The sequence below is a fragment of the Bacillus sp. FDAARGOS_527 genome (assembly GCF_003812125.1).
Taxonomy (GTDB): domain Bacteria; phylum Bacillota; class Bacilli; order Bacillales; family Bacillaceae_G; genus Bacillus_A; species Bacillus_A paranthracis.
Window position 1 is genome coordinate 581,159 of sequence record NZ_CP033795.1, and the last position, 21,393, is coordinate 602,551.

Consider the following 21,393-nt stretch of genomic DNA (forward strand, 5'->3'; position numbering starts at 1 on the left):
TTTTGCAAATAGTATGTGATAAGAACATTACATATAAGTAGGTGAAGGCAATGTTTCGTTATTTTAAGTTTAAGCTAAATGATACAGTACAGTTTGCAGAAAACGATGGGCATTTGTATCGCATTGTCGGTTATCGGTTAGAAAAAGGGTTTTATCCAAAAGATGAATGGACTCATATCATTTATGAATTGCTTAGAGATTTTGATGGGTATACGATGGATGCGGAAGAAGAGGAACTTGTAAAGGTCATTCAAGTAGAGGATGAGTATTACAAAATACAAGAAGTATCGGGCTATCGTTATCCGGTAAAAATGAAGCAAAAACAACAAGTGATGAAAACAGAAAAGATGGATGACTTATTAGATACGTATAACGATTATAAGAGATTGGCGGATTTCTTTAAAGATTTATCGTATGAACAAAAAGCGGAAGAAGTGTTGCAGGAAATGAGAAGGCGTAGAGCGTGAAGGGCAGTCTATTATAAGACTGTCCTCTATTTTTGACGGTGCATCAAAGTGTATTTTCCGTTACAATGAGAGAATCAATAGAAATAAGGTGATACAGTATGGAAACGAAGAAGAAGGGCGAATGGTGCGAAATGACTGTGCCAGCGAAATGGAATGGTATAAGCATTGAGTCGCTATTAAAAATAGAATGGGAAATACCGAAAAAGTTGTTACATCAGCTTCGTATGGAAAAAGGTGTTACCGTTAATGGAGAACAGAGAAGATGGAATGAGCTTTTAAAAGAAGGCGATAAGTTGCAAGTTCATATGTTTATGGAGGAAGAATACGGTGTAGAGCCTGAATATGGTGAATTACATGTAGTATATGAAGACGATCATGTACTCATTGTCAATAAGCCTGAGAAGATGGATACGCACCCTTCTGAAAAAGGCGGGATGGGAACTCTTGCAAATCTTGTTGCCTTTCATTTTCAAATGCAAGGTTTAGAGACGAAGGTTCGTCATATTCATCGGTTAGATAAAGATACGACAGGTGGTGTCGTGTTTGCCAAACATAGAATTGCTGGTGCAATTATGGATCGTTTATTAATGGAACGAAAAATTAAAAGAACATATGCAGCTCTTGTAGAAGGCAAAGTGAAAAAGAAGCAAGGAACGATTGATGCGGCTATCGGAAGAGATCGCCATCATGCGACGAGACGACGTGTTTCTCCAAAGGGAGATCAAGCAATTACATATTATAAAGTAGAGAAGTATTTTAGAAAACAAAATGTTACGCTTGTAACGTTACAATTAGAAACTGGTAGAACCCATCAAATTCGTGTTCATATGAGCTATAATGGTAATCCGTTAGTTGGGGATGTTTTATATGGTGGAGGAACGAAATATATGTCTAGGCAAGCGTTACATGCGATGAAGATAAACTTTTTACATCCAATTACGAAAGAAGAGATTGAAGTGGATGTACCATTTCCTACAAAATTAAATGACACAATGAAAGAATTTCAAAGAGTAAATGCGTAAAGTGTAAGTTTAAAGTTGAGAAAAGTAGATTTTTGCAGGAATTTCTCTAAAAGAAGCGAAGCCGTTAAGAGAAAAGAGGGGTGAGAATCACTTGATCAAATATAAATATATACTAGGAATATTTTTCGCTTGTTTTTTAGTTACTCTATGTCTCTATCCATATTTACAAGAGCATTTGGCGGTACATTGGGATGGAAATGGTCGGCCAAACGAGTTTATGAGTAAACAAGTTGTTATAGCACTTATTCCTTGTCTTATTATTTTCTTACATGGATTGATGTATATTATTTCACATAATATATATAAGTTTAATGAAGACGAGCATGTCATTATAAGTGGATTTCTAAAGACGATTACTTTATTTATGTTGTTTATCCATATGCTCATTCTCTTTATTAATTTTGGAAGCATGATATCCTTTCAAACAGGACTAACAATAGGGATTAGTATGTTTCTCTTTATGCTTAGTAAGGCGTTTAAAAAAGTTCAGAGTACGGAAAAAGACCCAATCAAATTAAAAAAAATCCGTTTAGTGAGTAGACGGATTTTTCAAGTGATGGCATGTAGTATATTGTTTTCATTGTTTTTGAACTTGAAATGGGGATTTTATGTGTTACTTAGCGTAATAAGTGGTGGTTCTATTTTGTTTATGTTCTACGCTTTATACTCATACATAATAGAAAGTTATGAAACGTAAAAAAGAGTCTTCTCATAATGAGAAGACTCTTTTAATCTATTTACTTCGTAATAAATTGTTGTGTCCAGTAGTTGCCGCTTTCTACATAGCCAACACCGATGTGAGTGAAGCCATTATTTAAGATGTTTGCACGGTGTCCAGCACTGTTCATCCAAGCTTGTACTACTTCTTCAGGTGTACGTTGGCCTTGGGCGATGTTTTCACCTGCAGATGTATAAGAAATACCAAATTTCTTCATCATGTCAAACGGAGACCCGTATGTAGGGCTGTTATGATCAAAGTAGTTATTTTTTTGCATATCTTCAGATTTAATGCGTGCTACTTTGCTTAATTCAGTGTCGATTTTTAAAGCTGGTAAACCTTGTTTTGCACGCTCAGCGTTTGTTAATTCAACAACACGTTGTTCGAATTCGCTTAAAGATTTTGCTTCTTCAGCAGGCTTTTGCTCAGCTGGTTTTTGTTCAGCCGGTTTTTGCGTATTATTGTTTTCAGCAGGCTTTTGAGCTTCTGGTTTTTGAACTTCTTCAGCAGGCTTTTGCTCGGCAGGTTTTTGCTCAGCCGGCTTTTGAGTTTCTGGCTTAGCTGTCGGTTGCTCAGTTACAACATTTTCAGTAGGTTGTTGACCAGGAATAATGCAATTTGGTTGGAAGTTTCCTTGTTGCCATTGTGCTAATGACTCAACGCCCATAGATTGTAAGAATGCTTGTAATTCTTGTTGGCTCATTTGCTTCATCATCACTTTTGAATGCTGAATATTTTGAACCTTTACGTTAGATGGTTGTACTGTTGCAGCTTGTGCATCTAGAGAAGATACTCCTAAAGTAAGAGCCGTTGCAGCAGCTACAGATAATAAAACACGCTTTTTCATGATGTGTGTCCCCCTATATAAAGTTTTAATTTGTTTTCACACGATTTGTTTTTGACAGCCTGTCTGACTGACAAATTCATCGTAGCATAGATTTTGTGAGAAAAAAGATGGAAAAAAATTCATAGACTTAAAATTTACCTAATTTATCCTAAGAGGGGAAAAGGGGAAAAATAAGAGAAACATAGAGTATAAAAGGAATTTTCAGCATTTTTATACTTGGTTATAAGACGCGGTTTTTGGATAAATGTACCTATATTGAAAATGAAGAATCCTATTGTATCAATGGTTTGAGCGTTTTTTTGAGGAATATAATGGATTGATTTTTACAAAACTGTAATGTTTCTGTTGTTCTTTTTTATAATAAAGTAACATATTTTTAATGTTGTAGCGGACAAAAAAGCGGCTATCTCTTTACATAGACGAAGGAGATAGCCGTTTTCCTATTATTACGTATGTTACGAGTTATTACGAGTTGGTTTCAATTGCTTCTAATAATAAATCAACGATGTGAATTCCTCTCATTTTATGAGAAAGACCTTCTCGTTCAATGCCTAATTTCATTTGTAATAAACAACCTGGATTTGCAGTAACAATGGTTGCTGCTTCTGTTTCATGCACACGGTCCATTTTGTAATCTAGAAATTCCATAGATAGTTCTGAATGAACAATGTTATAAATACCAGCAGAACCACAGCAACGATCTGCATCTTTCATTTCGCGGTATGTTGCGCCTTGAATTGCTTCTAGTAACATACGAGGTTCTGAAGATGTTCGCATAACATTGCGTAAGTGACAAGAGTCTTGATACGTAATAACTTGCGGCGTGACTCGTAAGTCATTACGTTTATGGAAATCTAGTTCTACTAGAATAGCAGTAATATCTTTAATTTTAGAAACGAACTGCTTTGCACGTTCAGCCCACTGTGGATCATCTTTTAACAAGTAATCGTAGTCTACGAGGTAAGCTCCGCAACCACCAGCATTCGTAATAATATAGTCGATGTTTAAATCTTCGAATGCTTTTATATTGCGTTTTGCTAATTCCTTTGCCCCATTTTTCTCACCAGCATGTCCATGTAATGCCCCGCAGCAACTTTGTGTTTTCGGAATAACGATATCACAACCAGCTAACTGAAGCAGTTTCATCGTTGCGTTATTTGTTTCTAAAAACATTGTATCCATTAAACAACCTGTGAAGAATGCAACTTGTTTCTTCTTCGTACTTTCAGCATGTAAAAATTCAGGGCGATCTTTCATTGCTTTCATTTTAGGGACCTTAGGCAAAACGAGATCCATTGTTGCAAGTGTTTCAGGGAATAACTTCATAATCCCTGTTTTATGTGTTAGCGTTTGTAAGCCGGAACGTTGGTAAAATCCGATTAATCCTGTTAATGTTCTCATTCGATTTTGATGCGGGAAAAGTCCTTCAAAAACGACTTTACGAACAGCTCTCACTGGCATTGAAAACTTTTTGTTTTGATTTATAATATCACGAGCTTCTTCTAATAAATGTCCATAATTCACACCAGATGGACAAACAGGTTCACAAGCACGGCAGCCGAGGCAAACATTTAATGTGTTTTCAACATCTTCATCTGGCTCAATTAAGCCGTCAACGACCGCTTTCATTAATGCGATACGTCCACGCGGGGAATGTGATTCTTTATATCCAGATTGAATGTAAGTAGGGCAAGTTGGTAAGCAGAAACCGCATCGCATACAGTTTAGTAGTTCATCTTCACTTAATCGTTCTTTAAATTCCTTTTGAATGTTTTCTTTATTTAATGTTGTCATCGCTCAACCACCACTCTTTTACGAGTGTCCTTCGCGAACATCTTTCCTGGATTCATAATGTTATTTGGATCGAAGGCTTGTTTAATTCCTTGCATAGCAGCAATACCTTCTTTACCTAACTTCATTTCTAAATACGGAGCCTTCATCGCACCAACACCATGTTCACCAGTAATCGTGCCACCAAGTTCAATTGCTTTCGCAAATATTTCAGCAAAAGCTTGTTCAGCTCGGTGCATTTCTTCTTCGTTGCGAGCATCTGTCATACAAGTTGGGTGTAGGTTGCCATCGCCAGCATGGCCAAACGTACAAATAGGAATATTATATTTTTTGGCAATGGCATTAATCGCTTCAACCATCGGAGCAATCTGTGAGCGTGGTACCGTTGCATCTTCTAATATTGTAGTAGGTTTTAATCTTGCCAGTGCTGACAGTGCACTACGGCGAGCTGTCCGAAGCGCATCTGCTTCCGCTTCATCTTTTGCGACGCGAACATCAACTGCATTCATGGAACGACAAACGTTAGCCATTTTTTCAATATCTCGATTAACAACTTCAGGCGGACCGTCTTGTTCAATTAATAAAATTGCTTTTACGTCAGTTGGTAAACCGATTTGAGCAAACTCTTCTACTACTTCAATTGTCGGCTGGTCTAAAAACTCAAGTGTCGCTGGAATGATTTTATTTGCAATAATAGAAGAAACAGCACGTGCAGCTTCATTAATATCTTCATAGAGTGCAAGCATCGTTTTCTTCGTTTCAGGCATAGGAACAAGTTTTAATATTGCTTCTGTTACGACGCCAAGTGTTCCTTCAGAACCGATAAATAACCGAGTTAAATCGTAACCAGCTACATCTTTTGCTAATTTACCACCAGTGCGAATCATATCACCATTTGGTAAGACAAGTTCAAGCCCCATCACATAATCACGTGTTACGCCATATTTTAATCCACGTAATCCACCCGAGTTTTCATTAATGTTACCGCCAATTGTAGAAATTTTCATTGAGCTTGGATCTGGTGGATAAAATAAACCTTTTTCTTCTACTGCTTTAATAATATCAAGCGTAATAACACCAGCTTGTACAGTAATTGTTAAATTTTCTTCATCAATTTCTAAAATGTTATTCATATGGCGGAAGATAAGGACGATACCGCCTTCAAGTGGACATGTCCCTGCGCAAAGATTTGTTCCAGACCCGCGAACATATACAGGGATTTTGTGAGTGTTACATACTTTTAATACTTCAGCTACTTCATTTGTATTACGAGGAGCAATGACTGCATCAGGCATTGCTTGGAAGTTTGGAGTGGCATCATAACTATACGTTAAACGCCCCATATTGGATGTATCTACATTATCTTCGCCAACAATGGATACGAATGAATCAATAATTTGTTTTTCTAACATTGGAAATCCCCCTCAAACTGTTAACGTAATGAGTCATAATAAAAAACGTTGTCACAGTGCTTTCATTATAATGATAAAAAAGTCGGGGGATTCTTTCTATGTATAATCATCTAAAGATTAATCTGTTTTATCATTCTTTTTTGTTTGATTATCTAATAAGAGGAGCGAGAAATATAAAATATTTAAGTCTTTGAATTGTTTCGGATCAAGTCCTGTATACTCCTCAATTTTTTTAAGTCTATAATGCAATGTGTTAATGTGTATATGTAATTGCTCCGCTGTTTGTTTATAGGATTGGTTATAATCAATAAATAAACGTAAAGTGTGCATAAGTTCAGGCGATGATAGTAAGTTTTCGATGGTGCGCTTTAGAAATTGTTCCCGCGTTTCCGCAGAAATATCTTGTAAGCACATTTCTAAACGTAAATCTTCATTAAATACAATGTTTTTCGTTTCAAGTGATACGGAAAGAGCTTGTAATGCTTGTTCGTACGATAAATTCATATTGCTTGGCGTAACGGATTGGCCAATCCCGATATATAAAGGAATAGAAAACAAAGTTTCACAGTCTTGTTTTAATCGTTTTAAAAATTGATATGTTTGCTCTTTGGAGTTCGTGGCTGTAAATAAAATGAATCGATCATTTCCCCAGCGAACAAATAGATGCTCCTTTGTTAATAGATTGCGTACGTGTTGCCAAATCTTACGCTGAAGCATCGTGTCATTTTGATCGATAGAGAACAAAATAAGTTGTTTCTTCTTATATAAATCAATACCAAGTGTTTTGGCACGATCGAGAAAGCTTGGAGACCAGTCTGTATTTTGAAGCCAATCAAAGACAAATGCCTCATAAGAACGGTGTTCAAGTTCTAGTTGTTCTAAAAAGTAGTTTTCATGGATGAGTAGTTCGGTCATTTTACGTAATATTTCTCCGTATTGTGAAATATTTTCAGGTTCGCCTGTAATTCCAATGACACCAATTACTTCGTCATGGAATAGTAAAGGGAGATTCATACCTGCCTTTACGCCTTGCAAACGTCGTTCATCCTCTTTTGTAATAATGACAGTTTTCTTTTGTTTTGCGCAGCGGAGTGCGCCTTCATGAAATTGGCCGATTCTTTCTATATCTGTACTTGCGATAATAACGCCTTGTATATTAATGATAATAATATTTTCTTTAATTAGTCTGCGTACTTCTCGTACAATTTTATTTGCTAAATCAGGAAAAAGCATAATTGGCACACCTCAAATTCTATTTGTTGTACATTATATATGTAAATGAAGTAGGAAAGGGAAATTTCACACTTTCCACACATTTATTTGTTATTTTACAATTATAACGAAATCATCCGAAGATGGAGGGGATCTTTTGAGAAAGTCTGTTTTTCTTCTCTGTTTTTTATTTCTATTAGTAGGGTGTCAAGGAAGTTCCTATATATCGATTGCTAAAGATAAAAGCGTTATTATAACAACGAATATAAAAGAAGGTAGCCTTAGTTTTATTGATAAACATACTAAAAAGTTAATTACGACATGGGAACTTAACGAACCAATGGCAGGGATTGCACTACTTCCAAACGGTGAGGACATACTTGTATATGGTAAGCAGTTAGAGTACATGTATGTATATTCACTAGCAGAAGGAAGGCAAGTGGAAAAATATAAAACAGGAAAAGGCATTGTAAATGTAGTCGTATCAGAAGATAAAAAGCAATTATTTGCTGCCGATCAAAATGCCCAAAAGATAAGGTTCTTTACGATTAATGGAAAAGAAACAGGGAATGTTTCGACAGGAAAAGGACCAATAACGATGGTAGAGTACCATAACCAGTTATCTGTATTAAACTTTTATGATACGAAGCTAACGACAATTGATACAAAGAAAAAAGAAGTAATACAATCCTTTATGATTCCACCAGCGTCAACGGGGGCAACAATTAGTCCAGATGGGAAAGAAATATGGATTGGCGGACATGGTGATGGAAATCAGGTAAATGAGAAAGTATTAGTGTATTCTTTGCAGAGCGGAGAAATGGTACGTTCTTTACACGCTCCGTTTATGCCTGTGAATATTACGAAGGATCATAAGTACGTATATGCATTAAGTCACGGTTCGAATACGCTTAGAAAGTTTGATGTTAGCACGTATAAAGAGGTGGCTTCTGTAGAAGTAGGATCAAACCCATTTGCATTTTTGAAGAGCGGAGCAGAAGGATACGTAGCAAGCTATGATAGTGATGAAGTGTGCGTCATGGATATGAAGAACTTGAAAATAAAACAAACAATTAAAGTCGGAAAAGGACCGTTTCAACTCATAGAGAGAGAAGGGAAGGACAATGAGTAAATATAGGGTGCTAGTTGTAGATGATGAAAGTGATATGAGACAACTTGTCGGAATGTACTTAGATAATTTCGGATACGAGTGGGGAGAAGCTGAAAATGGAAAAGAAGCTCTAAAAAAATTAGAGACAAATCATTATGATTTCGTTGTACTAGATATTATGATGCCAGAGATGGATGGACTTTCAGTTTGTAAAGAAATTAGAAAAACGTCAGATGTACCAATAATATTTTTAACAGCAAAAGGTGAAGAGTGGAATAGGGTGAACGGCTTACGTATGGGAGCAGATGATTATATTGTAAAGCCATTTAGTCCTGGCGAATTAATTGCTCGTATGGAAGCTGTATTAAGGCGTTATACAAAGCAAGAGCAACAAGAGGAATTTCAGTTTGGACCGATCCTTATTAATGAAAAAAGTAGGAAAATTGAGGTGGATGGTGAGCCAATTTCTCTTACAGTAAAAGAGTTTGATTTACTCTATTTTCTTTGCCAACATACAGGACAAGTATTTAGCCGAGAACAATTGCTGGAAAAGGTATGGGGATATGATTATGCCGGAAGTACAAGAACCGTAGATACGCACGTGAAAACGATGCGTTTGAAGCTTGGAGAAAGTGGAAACTACATTCAAACTGTTTGGGGTGTAGGATATAAATTTGAGGTGTAACGTATGTTTACGATGGTACAGAAGCTTTGGCTGACAGTAGTATGTGCAGTATTTGTAACAGTTTCCTTTCTTTATTTTGTATCTTTATACTCGTATGAAAAGCTATACGTTGATAATTTAAAAGATTCATTAGTAATGGAAGGGAAGCGTCTTTCTGCGCAATATGATAAGCGCGAAGGAATATCAATTTTTGAAGAGAAAGTAAGAGCATTTGATCAAATATCTAGTTCAGACGTTCTTTTCGTATCGAACCCACGTGATTTAAGTGCATGTTTACCATTTGATGTGCACCATCATTCTCTTATAAGTGAAGGGGACAGGCAAGCATTATTAGATGGAAAAACTGTGACAAAGATAGGATACGAGGAACATTTTGACCGTAATATTATGGGGGTTGTCATCCCTGTTTTAGAAAATAAAAAATTAGTTGGTATTGTATATTCTTATATTCCTTTAAAAAGTATAAAAGACTTAATATATGATATGGGTCTTATTTTAGCACCGTTAGCACTTGCTATAACTTTACTGACAATATGGATTGGTAGAAAAATTATTATTGCTATTACGAAACCACTTTCGCAAATGGAACGAGTTGCCAATCATTTGGCTACGGGGGATTTCTCAGAACGAATTACAATTTCTTCTGAAGATGAAATTGGGCGATTAGGAAAAGCATTTAATAAAATGGCAAATTCTTTGGAGACAGAAGACGTAAAGCGTAAGGAGTTTTTAGCCAACGTTTCGCATGAACTAAGAACACCGCTTAGTTATATAAAAGGATATAGCGAGGCTATTTTAGACGGTGTAGCGAAGGGACCACAACAGGAAAAAGTAACACAGCTTATTCATAAAGAAGCAGATCGTATGCAGCGTCTCGTTCATGATTTATTAGATTTAGCACAATTAGAAGGTGAACATTTTCCGTTAAAGAAACAACCTATCGTTTTTTCACAACTAATTGAAGATGTGTTAGATACGTATGAGATTAAGTTTATAGAAAAGAAAATTCGTATTTCAACAAATTTAAATCCAGAAATCATTGTAATGATTGATGAGGATCGTATGCAACAGGTGCTTCATAACGTGTTAGATAATGCGATACGGTATACAAATCAAAACGGGGATATTATGGTAACGCTCAGACAGATAGATGATTACTGTGAATTGAACATAAAAGATACGGGGATCGGTATTGATACAGAGCATTTGGAAAACCTTGGCGAGCGTTTTTACCGAGTTGATAAAGCGAGAAGTCGTCAACATGGTGGAACAGGTTTAGGCCTGGCAATTGTAAGACAAATTGTTCATATACATGACGGACAGTGGCGAATTGAAAGTGAAAAAGGGAACGGTACGACGGTTAGTATTAAATTGAAAGTACAGGATGAGGAGAGCATGTTCTAATTTTTAGGGCATGCTCTTTATATGGAAGACAATAATTATACGTAAGATATAAATTAATATGTAATAAATATCGGAATTTTGACGATTTTATGAACAAAACATTTGTACTTCTTACCAATTCGTTCTAAAATAGTTATGATGCAAAGTTCTTATAAATCGTTTCAATTGTTGTTTGGAAGATACTGAGGTGATTTAACTGGAGTACAAATCTATTAAACCGAAAAAGATTTACGAAGAAGTATCTGAAGCTATTTTAACAATGATTAAAAATGGTACGTTAAAACCTGGTGACAAACTACTTCCTGTACATCAATTAGCTGAGCAGTTTCAAGTTGGTAGATCTGCTGTTCGTGAAGCGCTAAGTGCGCTAAGAGCAATGGGCTTAATTGAGATGAAACAAGGAGAAGGTACATATGTGAAGAACTTCGATTCTTCTTCATTAACAAAATCATTAAACAATAGATTATTGATGAAGAAAGAAGATATTTTGAATTTATTAGAAGTACGAAAGGTGCTTGAAGTGGGGGCAGTTCGAGCAGCTGCGGCAAAACGTACGGAAGATAATTTGCAAAATATGAAGCATTGGTTAGATGAAATGGCAAAGAGCGTTGGAGATGAAAAAGCTGGTGAAAAAGCAGATTTTCAGTTCCATATGGGAATTGCAGAGTCTTCGCATAACAACATTTTGCTTGAACTTATGAATCATGTTTCAGAGATGATTGCTGAAACGATTGGTGAATCAAGACGCATTATTTTATATGGTGAACAAACAACATCAGAACGACTTATAGAAGAGCATCAAGTTATATATGATGCAGTGTTAAAGCAAGATGTAGAATTAGCGCAGCAAGCAATGCTAGATCATTTAACAAATGTAGAACATATTGTCACAGGTAGCAACGATATAAATTCTTAATTTAATCTTTTAAAAATCTAATTTTCTGATAAAATAGAGAGAGATTAAGTAAGCGTTTTCTTTAGAAGAGGGAGAGGATAGGCCATGGTTGAGCCTATTTCTTCTCTCTTTAGTCATCTGATGACCATATGTTTGTTGGTGGAGTTGTAAAAAGGGGGAGTAATAATTATGAAAGTTACTTTATTTGTTACTTGTTTAGTCGATATGTTTGAAACAAATGTCGGCAAAGCAACAGTTGAGGTGTTGGAGCGTTTAGGTTGTGAAATTGAATTTCCAGAAGCACAAGTTTGTTGCGGTCAGCCTGCTTATAATAGCGGCCATGTAGAAGCTGCAAAAGAAGCGATGAAACATATGATTGAAACTTTTGAAGATGCAGAATATATCGTTACGCCATCTGGTTCTTGTGCGACAATGTTTCATGAGTATCCGCATGTTTTTAAAGATGATCCGAAGTGGGCTAAACGTGCACAAAAAGTTGCTGATAAAACATATGAATTTACACAATTTATTGTAGACGTTTTAAAGGTTACTGATGTTGGTGCAAGTTTACCAGGGATTGCTACTATTCATAAATCATGTCATATGACACGTATGCTTGGAGTAACAGAGGCACCAGGAATTTTATTATCAAATGTAAAAGGGTTAACTGTGAGAGAGTTACCAAATGTGCAAAATTGTTGCGGGTTTGGGGGAACGTTTTCAGTGAAGATGACTCCAATTTCTGAGCAAATGGTAGATGAAAAGGTAGATAGTGCAATGGAAACAGGCGCTGATTATTTAATCGGTGCAGATTGTGGGTGTTTGTTAAACATTGGCGGACGTATTGAGCGTTTAGGAAAAGAAATAAAAGTAATGCATATTGCTGAGGTACTGAATAGTCGCTCATGAAGGGGGAACATAAGCTATGTCTATGAAAATCAGTGAGAAAAAATTTAATGATCGCGTTGGCGATGGAATTCAAGATTCGTTTATGCGCGGAGCAGTATCTTCTGCACAAACACGCTTATATACGAATCGTTTAAAAGCAGCAGATGAATTAGGAAACTGGGAAGAATGGCGTGAACTCGGTGAAGAAATTCGTCAACATACGTTAGAAAATCTTGATTATTACTTAATGCAGTTAAGTGAAAATGTATCCAAAAGAGGCGGACATGTGTACTTTGCGAAAACGAAAGAGGAAGCAGCAAAGTATATTCAAGACGTTGCCAAAAAGAAGCAGGCAAAAAAGGTAGTAAAATCAAAGTCAATGGTAACAGAAGAAATTAGTATGAACCATGCGCTTGAAGAAATCGGTTGTGAAGTGTTAGAAAGTGATCTAGGAGAGTATATTCTGCAAGTAGATAACGATCCACCTTCACATATTATTGCGCCTGCTCTTCATAAAAATAGAACGCAAATTCGTGACGTATTTAAAGAAAAGCTTGGCTATGAAAATTCTGATGATCCATACGAAATGACAAAGTTTGTTCGTAAACAACTTCGTGAAAAATTTATGGATGCTGAAATTGGTGTGACAGGTTGTAACTTCGCTGTTGCAAATACTGGCTCTCTTTGTTTAGTAACAAATGAAGGTAATGCCGACCTTGTTATGTCGATTCCAAAAACACAAATTGCGGTTATGGGTATGGAACGTATGGTTCCGACAATGGAAGAATTAGATGTTTTAGTTGGTTTACTATGTCGTAGTGCAGTAGGTCAAAAGTTAACAAGTTATGTAACGGTAGCGGGACCAATTCAAGAAGAGGAAGTAGATGGCCCAGAAGAATTCCACTTAGTTGTGGTTGATAATGGTCGTTCTCAAATTCTTGGATCTGAATTCCGTCAAGTGTTGCAATGTATTCGTTGTGCTGCTTGTGTGAACGTATGCCCTGTATATCGACATGTTGGTGGACATTCATACGGCTCTATATACTCAGGACCAATTGGGGCGGTATTAACACCACTTTTAGGTGGATATGATGATTACAAAGAGCTTCCTTATGCTTCTAGTTTATGCGGAGCGTGTACAGAAGCTTGTCCAGTAAAAATCCCATTGCATGATTTATTATTAAAACATCGTCAAGTTATCGTTGAGCAAGAAGGTCGTGCTCCACTTGCAGAAAAATTAGCAATGAAAATGTTTAGTATGGGTGCATCTTCAGCAGCTTTATATAAAATGGGATCAAAGATGGCACCAGCAGCAATGAGTCCATTTACATCTGGTAACCGTGTATCAAAAGGTGTTGGGCCACTTAAAAACTGGACAGATATTCGTGAATTCCCGGCTCCAAGTAAAGAACGATTCCGTGATTGGTATAAAGATCATAAGAAAGGCGGGGACAAATAATGACAGGATTAATTCAAAACCGTGAGTCCTTTCTAGAAAATATTGCAAAAGAACTTGGACGCGCGCGTAAAACGGATGGTGTAAAACGTCCAGTATGGAAAAACAATGTGAATAAAGAAACGTTAAAAAATTATTCACAAGAAGAATTGTTAGAAGTATTTAAAAATCAATGTACAAACATTCATACAACTGTTGTGGAAACGACAAATGACCGTTTACGTGAAGATATTCAAAAAGTAATCGTTGAAAACGGCGGGGGACCTATTATGTTATCGGCAGATGAACGTTTTGATTCTTATGGATTGACTTCTTTATTTAAAGAAGAACTTCCAAAGCAAAATGTTGAAGTGAACGTATGGGATCCTGAGAAAAAAGAAGAGAATATGCGTATCGCGGAAAGAGCGAATATTGGAATTGCATTTAGTGATTATACTTTAGCCGAATCTGGTACGATCGTTGTACAAAGTCATAAAGGCCAAGGCCGTTCTTTACACTTTTTACCGACTGTATACCTTGCTATTATTCCACGTGAAACACTTGTACCTCGTATTACACAAGCAGTTGAGGATATGAACAAGCGTGTAGAAAATGGCGAGACAGTGGCATCTTGTATTAACTTTATTACAGGACCTAGTAACTCGGCAGATATAGAAATGAATCTTGTTGTCGGAGTACATGGACCATTAAAAGCAGTATATTTCATCGTATAAAATAGGGGAAAGCAGGCCAGAAAATGGCCTGCTTTTTTAATAGAATAGAGATAATATGAAGTAGAAGTTCTCTCCTTTTTTTGCTATGTTCTTTTGGAAAGGAGAGGAAGGGATGTTCACTTATGTATATGCATTGTTAGCGGGGATGGTGTTTGGTTCTTTTTTTATGGTAATTGCGATGAGAGTTCCGCTAGGGGAGTCTATCATAACCCCGCGTTCATATTGTCATTATTGTAAGTATGTGCTAAAGCCAAAAGAATTGATTCCAATCATTTCTTTTTGTATGCAAAGAGGGCGTTGTACGAATTGTAAGAGGAAAATTTCAATTTTGTACGTAGTATTTGAACTTGTAACTGGAATGATATGCCTTCTTACTGTATATATGATTGGGGTGGAACGAGAGCTTATTATCGTTTTATCACTTTTTTCGTTACTTCTTATTATTTCAGTTACAGATTACATATATATGTTAATTCCAAATCGTATTTTAGCTTGGTTTGCTTGTTTACTCATTTTAGAATGTGCTTTTATACCGTTAGTCACCTGGATAGATAGTATAGTTGGTAGTTGCGTTATATTCATTTTGTTATACTGCATGCAAAAGATATATCCAGAAGGGCTTGGGGGAGGGGATGTAAAATTACTTTCGTTACTTGGATTTATAGTGGGACTGAAAGGGATTTTTATCGTTTTATTTTTAGCATCTTGCTTTAGTCTTTGTTTCTTTGGAGCTGGTCTCGTATTAAAACGTATGAAAATGAGGATTCAAATACCGTTTGGTCCTTTTATTAGCCTCGGGGCAATATGTTACATGTTGGTCACGTATGCAAAATAGAGAGGGGATAGAAAATGAATGTATATATGGATGATCAAAGAAGTTGTCCGTACGGTTACGTGCTCGCAACTACAGTAGAATGTGCTTTGCAAATGGTACGAGATTATGAGGTGAATGTTCTTTCCCTTGATTTCAATATGGCATGGGGAGAAAAAAGTGGATTAGATTTTGTCGAAGCTTTTTGTAAAGAGGGTTTATATGTAAATGAAATACACTTTCATACGAATGATGTCATCGGTATGCATAAGATGAAACAGAGAATGAATAAGGGGAAGGAAGAAGGAGAGATTAATCCTAATCTTGTTGTTAAATATGTGGGGAGCTAAAAACTCCAAAGTAAAACTTTGGAGTTTTTAATGTTTCATATGCGCTTGCAACGGAATGATTTCTTCTTGTTGAGCTGCTCCTAATTCAGTTTCTTCTTGTTTCACGTCAGGTACTTTCTTTGTTAAGTAATGGTATACCATACCGACAAATACAGACCCACCAATAATGTTACCGATTGTAACTGGAATTAAGTTATGAATAGCACCTGCAAAAGAAATTGTCTCAGGATGCGGTGAAATTAAAGATAAAGCAAACAGTGATAAGTTTGCGATGCTATGCTCGTAACCAGATAAGAAGAATGTGAAAACGAGCATCATCATCATCATAATTTTTGCTGTATCACCTTTAACTTGAGAAGGTAAGAAACAAGCAAGACATACAAGCCAGTTACATAAAATTGCTTTAAAGAATAGTTGCATTGTAGGTGTATTCATTTTTCCTTCTACTACTTTATTCATGAAATGACCGTGATCAATTGCTTCAAAAATGCCAGTTGCGTAAAATAGTAAGGCAAAGAATAAAGCACCCGCTAAGTTACCTGCATAACAAGCAACCCAGTTACGAAGTGTATCAGATAGTGTTGTTTCTTTTCTTAATGTTGCTACAGTGAAGTACATTGTGTTTCCAGTAAACAATTCAGCACCACCATATATAATAAGTACGAGAGCAATTCCGAAAAACATAGAAGCAGCTAAATAAGTTGCTGGTGAATCTGCAATGTGAAAAAAGTTACCTAATTTAAAGCATAGAACAATAATAAAACCGATATAAATACCCGCAAGTGCTGCACGAATGAAATATTGCATCGGGTTTGTATCTAACATTTGTTTTTTGCTCTTAGCCAGTTTGACAACATAATCTAATCCTTGTTCTAGCATGAGTAATACGCTCCTTTAGTACATCATCTATAAATACTCCTTATATGAATAAAGTACATGGATTCTTTTATAGTTTCAATAAGTTTGTGCAATGTTTCACAAAAAGGACATACATATATTAAGAAAGCGTTTGCAGAAGATAGTATAATAGAATTTTTCTGGACATAGAGAGGGGACAAGGAAAAAAGAAAAAGCACTGTAATTACAGCGCTTTTTCGTCTAAATTCTTTTCTACTTTTGTTTCTACTTCTTTTGAGAAGAACCAACCACCAGCTGCGATTCCAACTAATACAATCCAGAATATAAGCTTCCATGGTGTAGATTCTGGGAATGAGTGCGGAATTACATTTAATGCAGGGTGTGCTAACGTATAAACTGCTAGTTTCACACCAACCCAACCTACAATTAAGAATGCCGCAGTTTCAAGTCCTGGTTTACGTTTTAAAATTTGTACGAAAGCAGTTGCCGCAAATCGCATAATGATTAATCCGATAAGTCCACCTACAAAGATAACAACGAATTGTCCAGTATCAAGACTACCAATTGTACCTAATCCTGTTTTTGGTAAAGTCATTGCTAATGCAACAGCAGCTAAAATAGAATCAACTGCGAAGGCGATATCTGCAACTTCAACTTTAAATACGGTCCACCAAAAGTTCTCTTGTTTTTTCTTTGCTTCTTTTTCTTCTGTTTCTTCATCTGTATTCTTTTTAACATACGTTTTAAATAAGTGATTACCAGCGATAAACATAAGGTAAATGGCACCGATTGCTTGCACTTGCCATACGTCGACTAGGAACGAAATCATAAATAACGATCCGAAACGGAAAACAAATGCCCCTGCTAATCCATAAAATAGTGCTTTCTTTCTTTTTTCTTCTGGTAAATGTTTTACCATAATTGCAAGAACAAGAGCGTTGTCAGCCGCTAAAATCCCCTCTAGTGCAATTAGGATGAGTAATACCCAACCATACTCCAATAATAATGATACATCCATGTACATTCTCCTCTCATTTCTATAAGTACTAAATAAGTGAAGAATTTCCCCACTATTTAGTTTCCCCATACTCCTGCCTATTAACTTTGGAAGAATTTGGTAATGAATGCAAAAAAGACCTCTGCCGTTAATAGGCAAAGGTCTTGCTAGACATATGTAATGAAAATGCCAACAAAGCCGGAAGAACTAAGTTCTACGTAATGACGACTTTGTTTCCAAGAAATATTCTTGGACGCTACTCCCCTTTGGAGATATGCTATTGTACTCTCATTATATGGATAATTTATACGGTTGTCAACCTGTTAAAATGTCTTCATTCGGATATTTTATTTTCCGGTTCTTTTTACGTGCAAATGAAAAAGCTAATGTTAAAGGCCCCATCTTCCCAAAAAACATCATAAAGATAATAATAGCTTTTCCAATCATCGTTAAGTGTGGTGTGAAATTCATACTGAGACCGACAGTCCCAAATGCTGAAAATACTTCGAAAGCACTCATCAATAGAGGAACTCGCTCAGTAATGCTTAAAATTAAAATAGCAAAAAAAATAAATGAAATAGAAATAATAGCGATGGTTAATGATTTGACAATGAGAGTATCTTTAATGGATTTTTTAAACACGACAATATCATCTTGCTCTTGTAAAAATTTAAATACCCCAAAAAACATGATTAAAAAGGTTGTTAATTTAATCCCACCGCCGGTTGAAGCACTACCGGCTCCGATAAACATTAGAAGCATCATTAATAAAAGGGAAGGCTTTGATAATGCGGAAATATCAACTGTATTAAACCCGGCAGTACGCGTTGAAATAGCTTGGAAATAAGCAGCCATGCCTTCTTCAAATGGGGTAAAGCCTCTCATAGAAAGAGAATTGTGAAACTCGAATATAAAAATAAAAACAGTCGCAATAATATTGATGATTAGAGTAGAAGAGAGCATAAGTTTTGAGTGTAATGTAAGGTTTTTAAAATTTTTCTTTCTTTTTATATCTACGATTACTGTAAAACCAATCCCACCTAAAATAATGAGGGAGGAAATGACGAGATTGACAAGAATGCTGTGAGAGTGGGACATTAAATTATCGCTCCAAACAGAAAAACCTGCATTGTTAAAAGCAGAGATGGAATGAAAAAAGCTATAATAGATCCCTTTAGCAATCCCATATTTCGGTACCCATTCAAAAGAAAGAATGAAAGCAGCGATACATTCGACTGTAAAAGAGAATAAAAATAATGCTTTGGCAAGACGAATGACACCGCCTATATTCGTTTGATTTAATGCTTGTTGCAATAAAATTCGGTTTTGAAGGCCAATTTTTCTGCCAAGCATAATCGCAATTAAAACGGCAAAGCTCATAATGCCAAGTCCGCCCACTTGTATAAGTATTAAAATGACACATTGGCCAAATATGGTAAATACTTTCCCAGTGTCCACAACACCAAGCCCTGTAACCGTACAAGCAGAAACGGTTGTAAATAAAGCATCGAGCCATGAAATAGACGTCGTTGTAGCAATTGGCAATTTTAATAAGCATGTACCGATAATTGATAACATAATAAAAGACAAAGTAAGAACACGGGGAGGACTCATGTGAATGTTAATCCGTTTCATGTTACATATCGTTCCTTTCAGTTTGCTTTTACTAGTATGTGAAAAAGCACCATTATGTATGTTAAAAATAGAAAGAGGCAGAGAATATCTGCCTCTAAGCCATATGTTATATTGTTATCCACGTAATTGTTGTTGAGCTAAAGAAACAAGACGTTTTGTTACTTCACCGCCAACTGATCCGTTAGAACGTGATGCAGTATTAGACCCTAAGCTTACGCCGAATTCTTGTGCAATTTCATATTTAAATTGATCAAGTGCTTGTTCAGCGCCTGGAACTAGTAATTTGTTTGTTTTTGCCATGATGATACACATCCTTATGAGTAATCCAGTTCAGCTAAGTATGTATCTGAACTGGTACCGTTATTTTATGTGGAACCGGCGTGCTCATACGCGGAAGTAATCGGTGTGATTAGAAGTTATTGGATAGAAAAAAGAGTAGCAATTTTTGCTACTCTTTTTTTAGTATTGTCGCTGTACCTTCCACGACAATATCATCCGATTGATTATATATATTTGTTTGCAACGTAATGATTTTTTTATCATCACGTTTTTTGATGACCTCTGCCACAACGCGAAGTGTATCGCCGATTTTGACAGGAGCGCGGAATGAAACGTTTTGAGATAAATAAATCGTATTTTTACCCGGGAGTTTCGTTCCAAGGATGGTAGAAATAAAACTTGAAACGAGCATACCATGAGCAATACGTTCTTTAAACATTGTCGTTTTTGCAAAAGAATCTAAAATATGAATAGGATTCACATCTCCAGTCAATTTTGCAAAATTGATAACGTCCTCATCCGTAATCGTTTTTGTAAGTGATGCTTGATCACCGACTTGAATCTCATCATAACGAAGCTCCGGGACGGTTTGTGCTTCTTGAAATGGATTCATTTTGTCCTCCTTCTTTTCCATATCGAAAAATGCTAGCCATCTTGATGTAGTAGGAGGAAGAAAGAGTTTTGTTTGTGCTGCAGTTAGCTCCCACATTTTTCTTACTTGATGGAAGTAAATAGATTTTTTGAGTTTTCCTCGAACTTTTTTGCGAGTTCCAACTGTTTTGTCTTGAAATCTTCCAAAAAACCTTCTAACTGTTTTTGAGCCTCTTCACGTTGTAATTGTTGTTGTTCAATAAATTGCTTCGTTGTTTCTTCAAATTGACCGCTTGTTTGAGTAAGGATAGACAAAGATGTTTTTGTAGGAGAAACAGTTAGCTGTTGCATATGAGCAGAAAGCTCTTTCCATTTGTCTTGCCACTCATTAATTTGATCATTTAAGGAGTTTCCAGTTAATTGCTTCACGTAATCTGTATACTGATTATTGAATTGAGTAGTAAATTGTTGCAGTTCTTTTTCTAGTTCATCTACTCCTGATGTTAATTTATGCAAAGCATCTTGTTGTTGTTTTAATGTTTCTAAAGTAAGTTGCTCTAATTGTTTCCCAGCTGAAGAGAAAAGGGAAAGTGATTGAGACCAGTTTTTCCAAAATGCATCGACTAATTCGTATGGTTTAGTTTCCATTGTTTGACCCCCAAATGTTTTTTTACATATTGTGAACGCAGATTACTCTGCTGTATCACCAGGTGAAGATGAAGAATCTTTTTCATCCTTTTCTGGAGAAGTAGAAAATGGAAAGAATGCATTGGTGTATAACGTGAAAAACGTCCGCAACATATTTTGATAATGCTCAAAAGAAGTCGCACATGTTGTTAAATATTGCTCTCCATATTCAGTTAAAGAATAAATTCTTTTGGCTGGCCCTCCGTCGCTTGTATCCCAAGTAGAAGAAATAAGGTTTTCTTTTTCTAATTTGCGTAGTGTTCTGTACACATTACCTTGGTCAACAGAAGAAAAGCCGATATCCATTAGCATTTGAATAAGTTTGTAACCATGAAGACTCCAGTCTTTAAGACAGAGAAGTAAGAAGGGAACTAAGAAGTTTTTTGGCATGGAGTTTGGTTGTTTTGCTTGGTTGTTCTCCAAACTTTCGCGTTGTTCTGGTTCATTATGTAGCATGATTGTGCATCACCTCATGAATCAGTTAGATGGAATTTTTTGCTTATAAGTGCAATTTACACCTATCTGTTTTTAAAGTCAATACATTTGTTAGAAAATAGAAAAAAA

23 protein-coding genes and 1 riboswitch are annotated in these 21,393 nt (G+C 36.1%); of the genes, 12 read left to right on the forward strand and 11 right to left on the reverse strand.

Going from position 1 to position 21,393, the window contains the following annotated elements; translation table 11 throughout:
• Positions 1 to 50 precede the first annotated feature (50 nt).
• The 3 genes from EGX95_RS05325 to EGX95_RS05335 all read left to right on the forward strand — a co-directional run bounded on the left by EGX95_RS05325 (position 51) and on the right by EGX95_RS05335 (position 2,186).
• Positions 51 to 467, forward strand: a complete 417-nt coding sequence (locus tag EGX95_RS05325; RefSeq protein ID WP_000490288.1) for a hypothetical protein — start codon at positions 51 to 53, stop codon at positions 465 to 467.
• 98 nt (positions 468 to 565) lie between these two features.
• Positions 566 to 1,489, forward strand: a complete 924-nt coding sequence (locus tag EGX95_RS05330) for an RluA family pseudouridine synthase (protein ID WP_000448365.1) — start codon at positions 566 to 568, stop codon at positions 1,487 to 1,489.
• Between the two features lie 91 nt (positions 1,490 to 1,580).
• Positions 1,581 to 2,186 (forward strand): DUF1648 domain-containing protein, encoded by a 606-nt coding sequence (locus tag EGX95_RS05335; protein WP_000598981.1) that lies wholly within the window; start codon positions 1,581 to 1,583, stop codon positions 2,184 to 2,186.
• A 40-nt stretch (positions 2,187 to 2,226) separates the two neighbouring features.
• On the opposite strand, the gene EGX95_RS05340 is transcribed toward EGX95_RS05335, so the two are convergent.
• The 4 genes from EGX95_RS05340 to EGX95_RS05355 form a co-directional block, all read right to left on the reverse strand.
• Entirely contained in the window at positions 2,227 to 3,054 is an 828-nt protein-coding gene (locus tag EGX95_RS05340; RefSeq protein WP_000747604.1) for a CAP domain-containing protein, read from the reverse strand.
• 465 nt (positions 3,055 to 3,519) lie between these two features.
• Complete coding sequence (locus tag EGX95_RS05345; RefSeq protein ID WP_000209636.1) at positions 3,520 to 4,848, reverse strand: (Fe-S)-binding protein; 1,329 nt, start codon at positions 4,846 to 4,848, stop codon at positions 3,520 to 3,522.
• The gene (gene glcD, locus EGX95_RS05350; protein ID WP_000890742.1) at positions 4,845 to 6,257 is read right to left on the reverse strand and encodes a glycolate oxidase subunit GlcD; all 1,413 of its coding nucleotides are present in this window, start codon (positions 6,255 to 6,257) and stop codon (positions 4,845 to 4,847) included. The genes EGX95_RS05345 and glcD overlap by 4 nt, the downstream gene beginning before the upstream one ends.
• Positions 6,258 to 6,374: 117 nt before the next feature.
• On the reverse strand, positions 6,375 to 7,490 hold the full coding sequence (locus EGX95_RS05355) for a CdaR family transcriptional regulator (RefSeq protein ID WP_000898630.1): 1,116 nt from the start codon (positions 7,488 to 7,490) through the stop codon (positions 6,375 to 6,377).
• Positions 7,491 to 7,626: 136 nt separating this feature from the next.
• Here EGX95_RS05355 and EGX95_RS05360 point away from each other — a divergent pair, with 136 nt between their 5' ends.
• From EGX95_RS05360 to EGX95_RS05400, 9 genes are all read left to right on the forward strand, one after another.
• Positions 7,627 to 8,601: a YncE family protein gene (locus EGX95_RS05360; protein WP_001232397.1), complete on the forward strand. Its 975-nt coding sequence runs from the start codon at positions 7,627 to 7,629 to the stop codon at positions 8,599 to 8,601.
• Positions 8,594 to 9,265 (forward strand): response regulator transcription factor, encoded by a 672-nt coding sequence (locus EGX95_RS05365; protein WP_000049881.1) that lies wholly within the window; start codon positions 8,594 to 8,596, stop codon positions 9,263 to 9,265. The genes EGX95_RS05360 and EGX95_RS05365 overlap by 8 nt, the downstream gene beginning before the upstream one ends.
• Before the next feature lie 3 nt (positions 9,266 to 9,268).
• Complete coding sequence (locus EGX95_RS05370; RefSeq protein WP_000494834.1) at positions 9,269 to 10,669, forward strand: sensor histidine kinase; 1,401 nt, start codon at positions 9,269 to 9,271, stop codon at positions 10,667 to 10,669.
• 226 nt (positions 10,670 to 10,895) lie between these two features.
• Complete coding sequence (locus EGX95_RS05375; RefSeq protein ID WP_255254326.1) at positions 10,896 to 11,585, forward strand: FadR/GntR family transcriptional regulator; 690 nt, start codon at positions 10,896 to 10,898, stop codon at positions 11,583 to 11,585.
• A 168-nt stretch (positions 11,586 to 11,753) separates the two neighbouring features.
• Positions 11,754 to 12,473, forward strand: a complete 720-nt coding sequence (locus EGX95_RS05380) for a (Fe-S)-binding protein (RefSeq protein ID WP_000869149.1) — start codon at positions 11,754 to 11,756, stop codon at positions 12,471 to 12,473.
• Positions 12,474 to 12,489: 16 nt separating this feature from the next.
• A complete protein-coding gene (locus tag EGX95_RS05385; protein WP_000061914.1) occupies positions 12,490 to 13,911 on the forward strand; it encodes a LutB/LldF family L-lactate oxidation iron-sulfur protein in 1,422 nt (473 codons plus the stop codon).
• On the forward strand, positions 13,911 to 14,621 hold the full coding sequence (locus EGX95_RS05390) for a LutC/YkgG family protein (RefSeq protein ID WP_000147208.1): 711 nt from the start codon (positions 13,911 to 13,913) through the stop codon (positions 14,619 to 14,621). The genes EGX95_RS05385 and EGX95_RS05390 overlap by 1 nt, the downstream gene beginning before the upstream one ends.
• Before the next feature lie 112 nt (positions 14,622 to 14,733).
• Positions 14,734 to 15,456: a prepilin peptidase gene (locus EGX95_RS05395; protein ID WP_063246735.1), complete on the forward strand. Its 723-nt coding sequence runs from the start codon at positions 14,734 to 14,736 to the stop codon at positions 15,454 to 15,456.
• A gap of 14 nt (positions 15,457 to 15,470) precedes the next feature.
• On the forward strand, positions 15,471 to 15,782 hold the full coding sequence (locus EGX95_RS05400; protein ID WP_001103779.1) for a cyclic-phosphate processing receiver domain-containing protein: 312 nt from the start codon (positions 15,471 to 15,473) through the stop codon (positions 15,780 to 15,782).
• 27 nt (positions 15,783 to 15,809) lie between these two features.
• On the opposite strand, the gene EGX95_RS05405 is transcribed toward EGX95_RS05400, so the two are convergent.
• The 7 genes from EGX95_RS05405 to phaQ all read right to left on the reverse strand — a co-directional run bounded on the left by EGX95_RS05405 (position 15,810) and on the right by phaQ (position 21,285).
• Positions 15,810 to 16,661 (reverse strand): formate/nitrite transporter family protein, encoded by an 852-nt coding sequence (locus tag EGX95_RS05405; RefSeq protein ID WP_000893050.1) that lies wholly within the window; start codon positions 16,659 to 16,661, stop codon positions 15,810 to 15,812.
• A 202-nt stretch (positions 16,662 to 16,863) separates the two neighbouring features.
• Positions 16,864 to 17,658 carry a TerC family protein gene (locus EGX95_RS05410; RefSeq protein WP_000383318.1) on the reverse strand — a complete coding sequence of 265 codons (795 nt, stop codon included), beginning with the start codon at positions 17,656 to 17,658 and terminating at the stop codon, positions 16,864 to 16,866.
• A gap of 91 nt (positions 17,659 to 17,749) precedes the next feature.
• Positions 17,750 to 17,914: riboswitch (yybP-ykoY riboswitch) on the reverse strand.
• A gap of 38 nt (positions 17,915 to 17,952) precedes the next feature.
• Positions 17,953 to 19,272, reverse strand: a complete 1,320-nt coding sequence (locus EGX95_RS05415) for a TrkH family potassium uptake protein (RefSeq protein WP_063246736.1) — start codon at positions 19,270 to 19,272, stop codon at positions 17,953 to 17,955.
• A gap of 114 nt (positions 19,273 to 19,386) precedes the next feature.
• Positions 19,387 to 19,572: an alpha/beta-type small acid-soluble spore protein gene (locus EGX95_RS05420; RefSeq protein ID WP_001140707.1), complete on the reverse strand. Its 186-nt coding sequence runs from the start codon at positions 19,570 to 19,572 to the stop codon at positions 19,387 to 19,389.
• A gap of 148 nt (positions 19,573 to 19,720) precedes the next feature.
• Entirely contained in the window at positions 19,721 to 20,164 is a 444-nt protein-coding gene (locus EGX95_RS05425) for a MaoC family dehydratase (RefSeq protein ID WP_001067916.1), read from the reverse strand.
• Positions 20,165 to 20,265: 101 nt separating this feature from the next.
• Complete coding sequence (gene phaP / locus EGX95_RS05430; protein WP_000448589.1) at positions 20,266 to 20,790, reverse strand: polyhydroxyalkanoic acid inclusion protein PhaP; 525 nt, start codon at positions 20,788 to 20,790, stop codon at positions 20,266 to 20,268.
• A 42-nt stretch (positions 20,791 to 20,832) separates the two neighbouring features.
• A complete protein-coding gene (gene phaQ / locus EGX95_RS05435) occupies positions 20,833 to 21,285 on the reverse strand; it encodes a poly-beta-hydroxybutyrate-responsive repressor (protein ID WP_000903020.1) in 453 nt (150 codons plus the stop codon).
• Positions 21,286 to 21,393 lie beyond the last annotated feature (108 nt).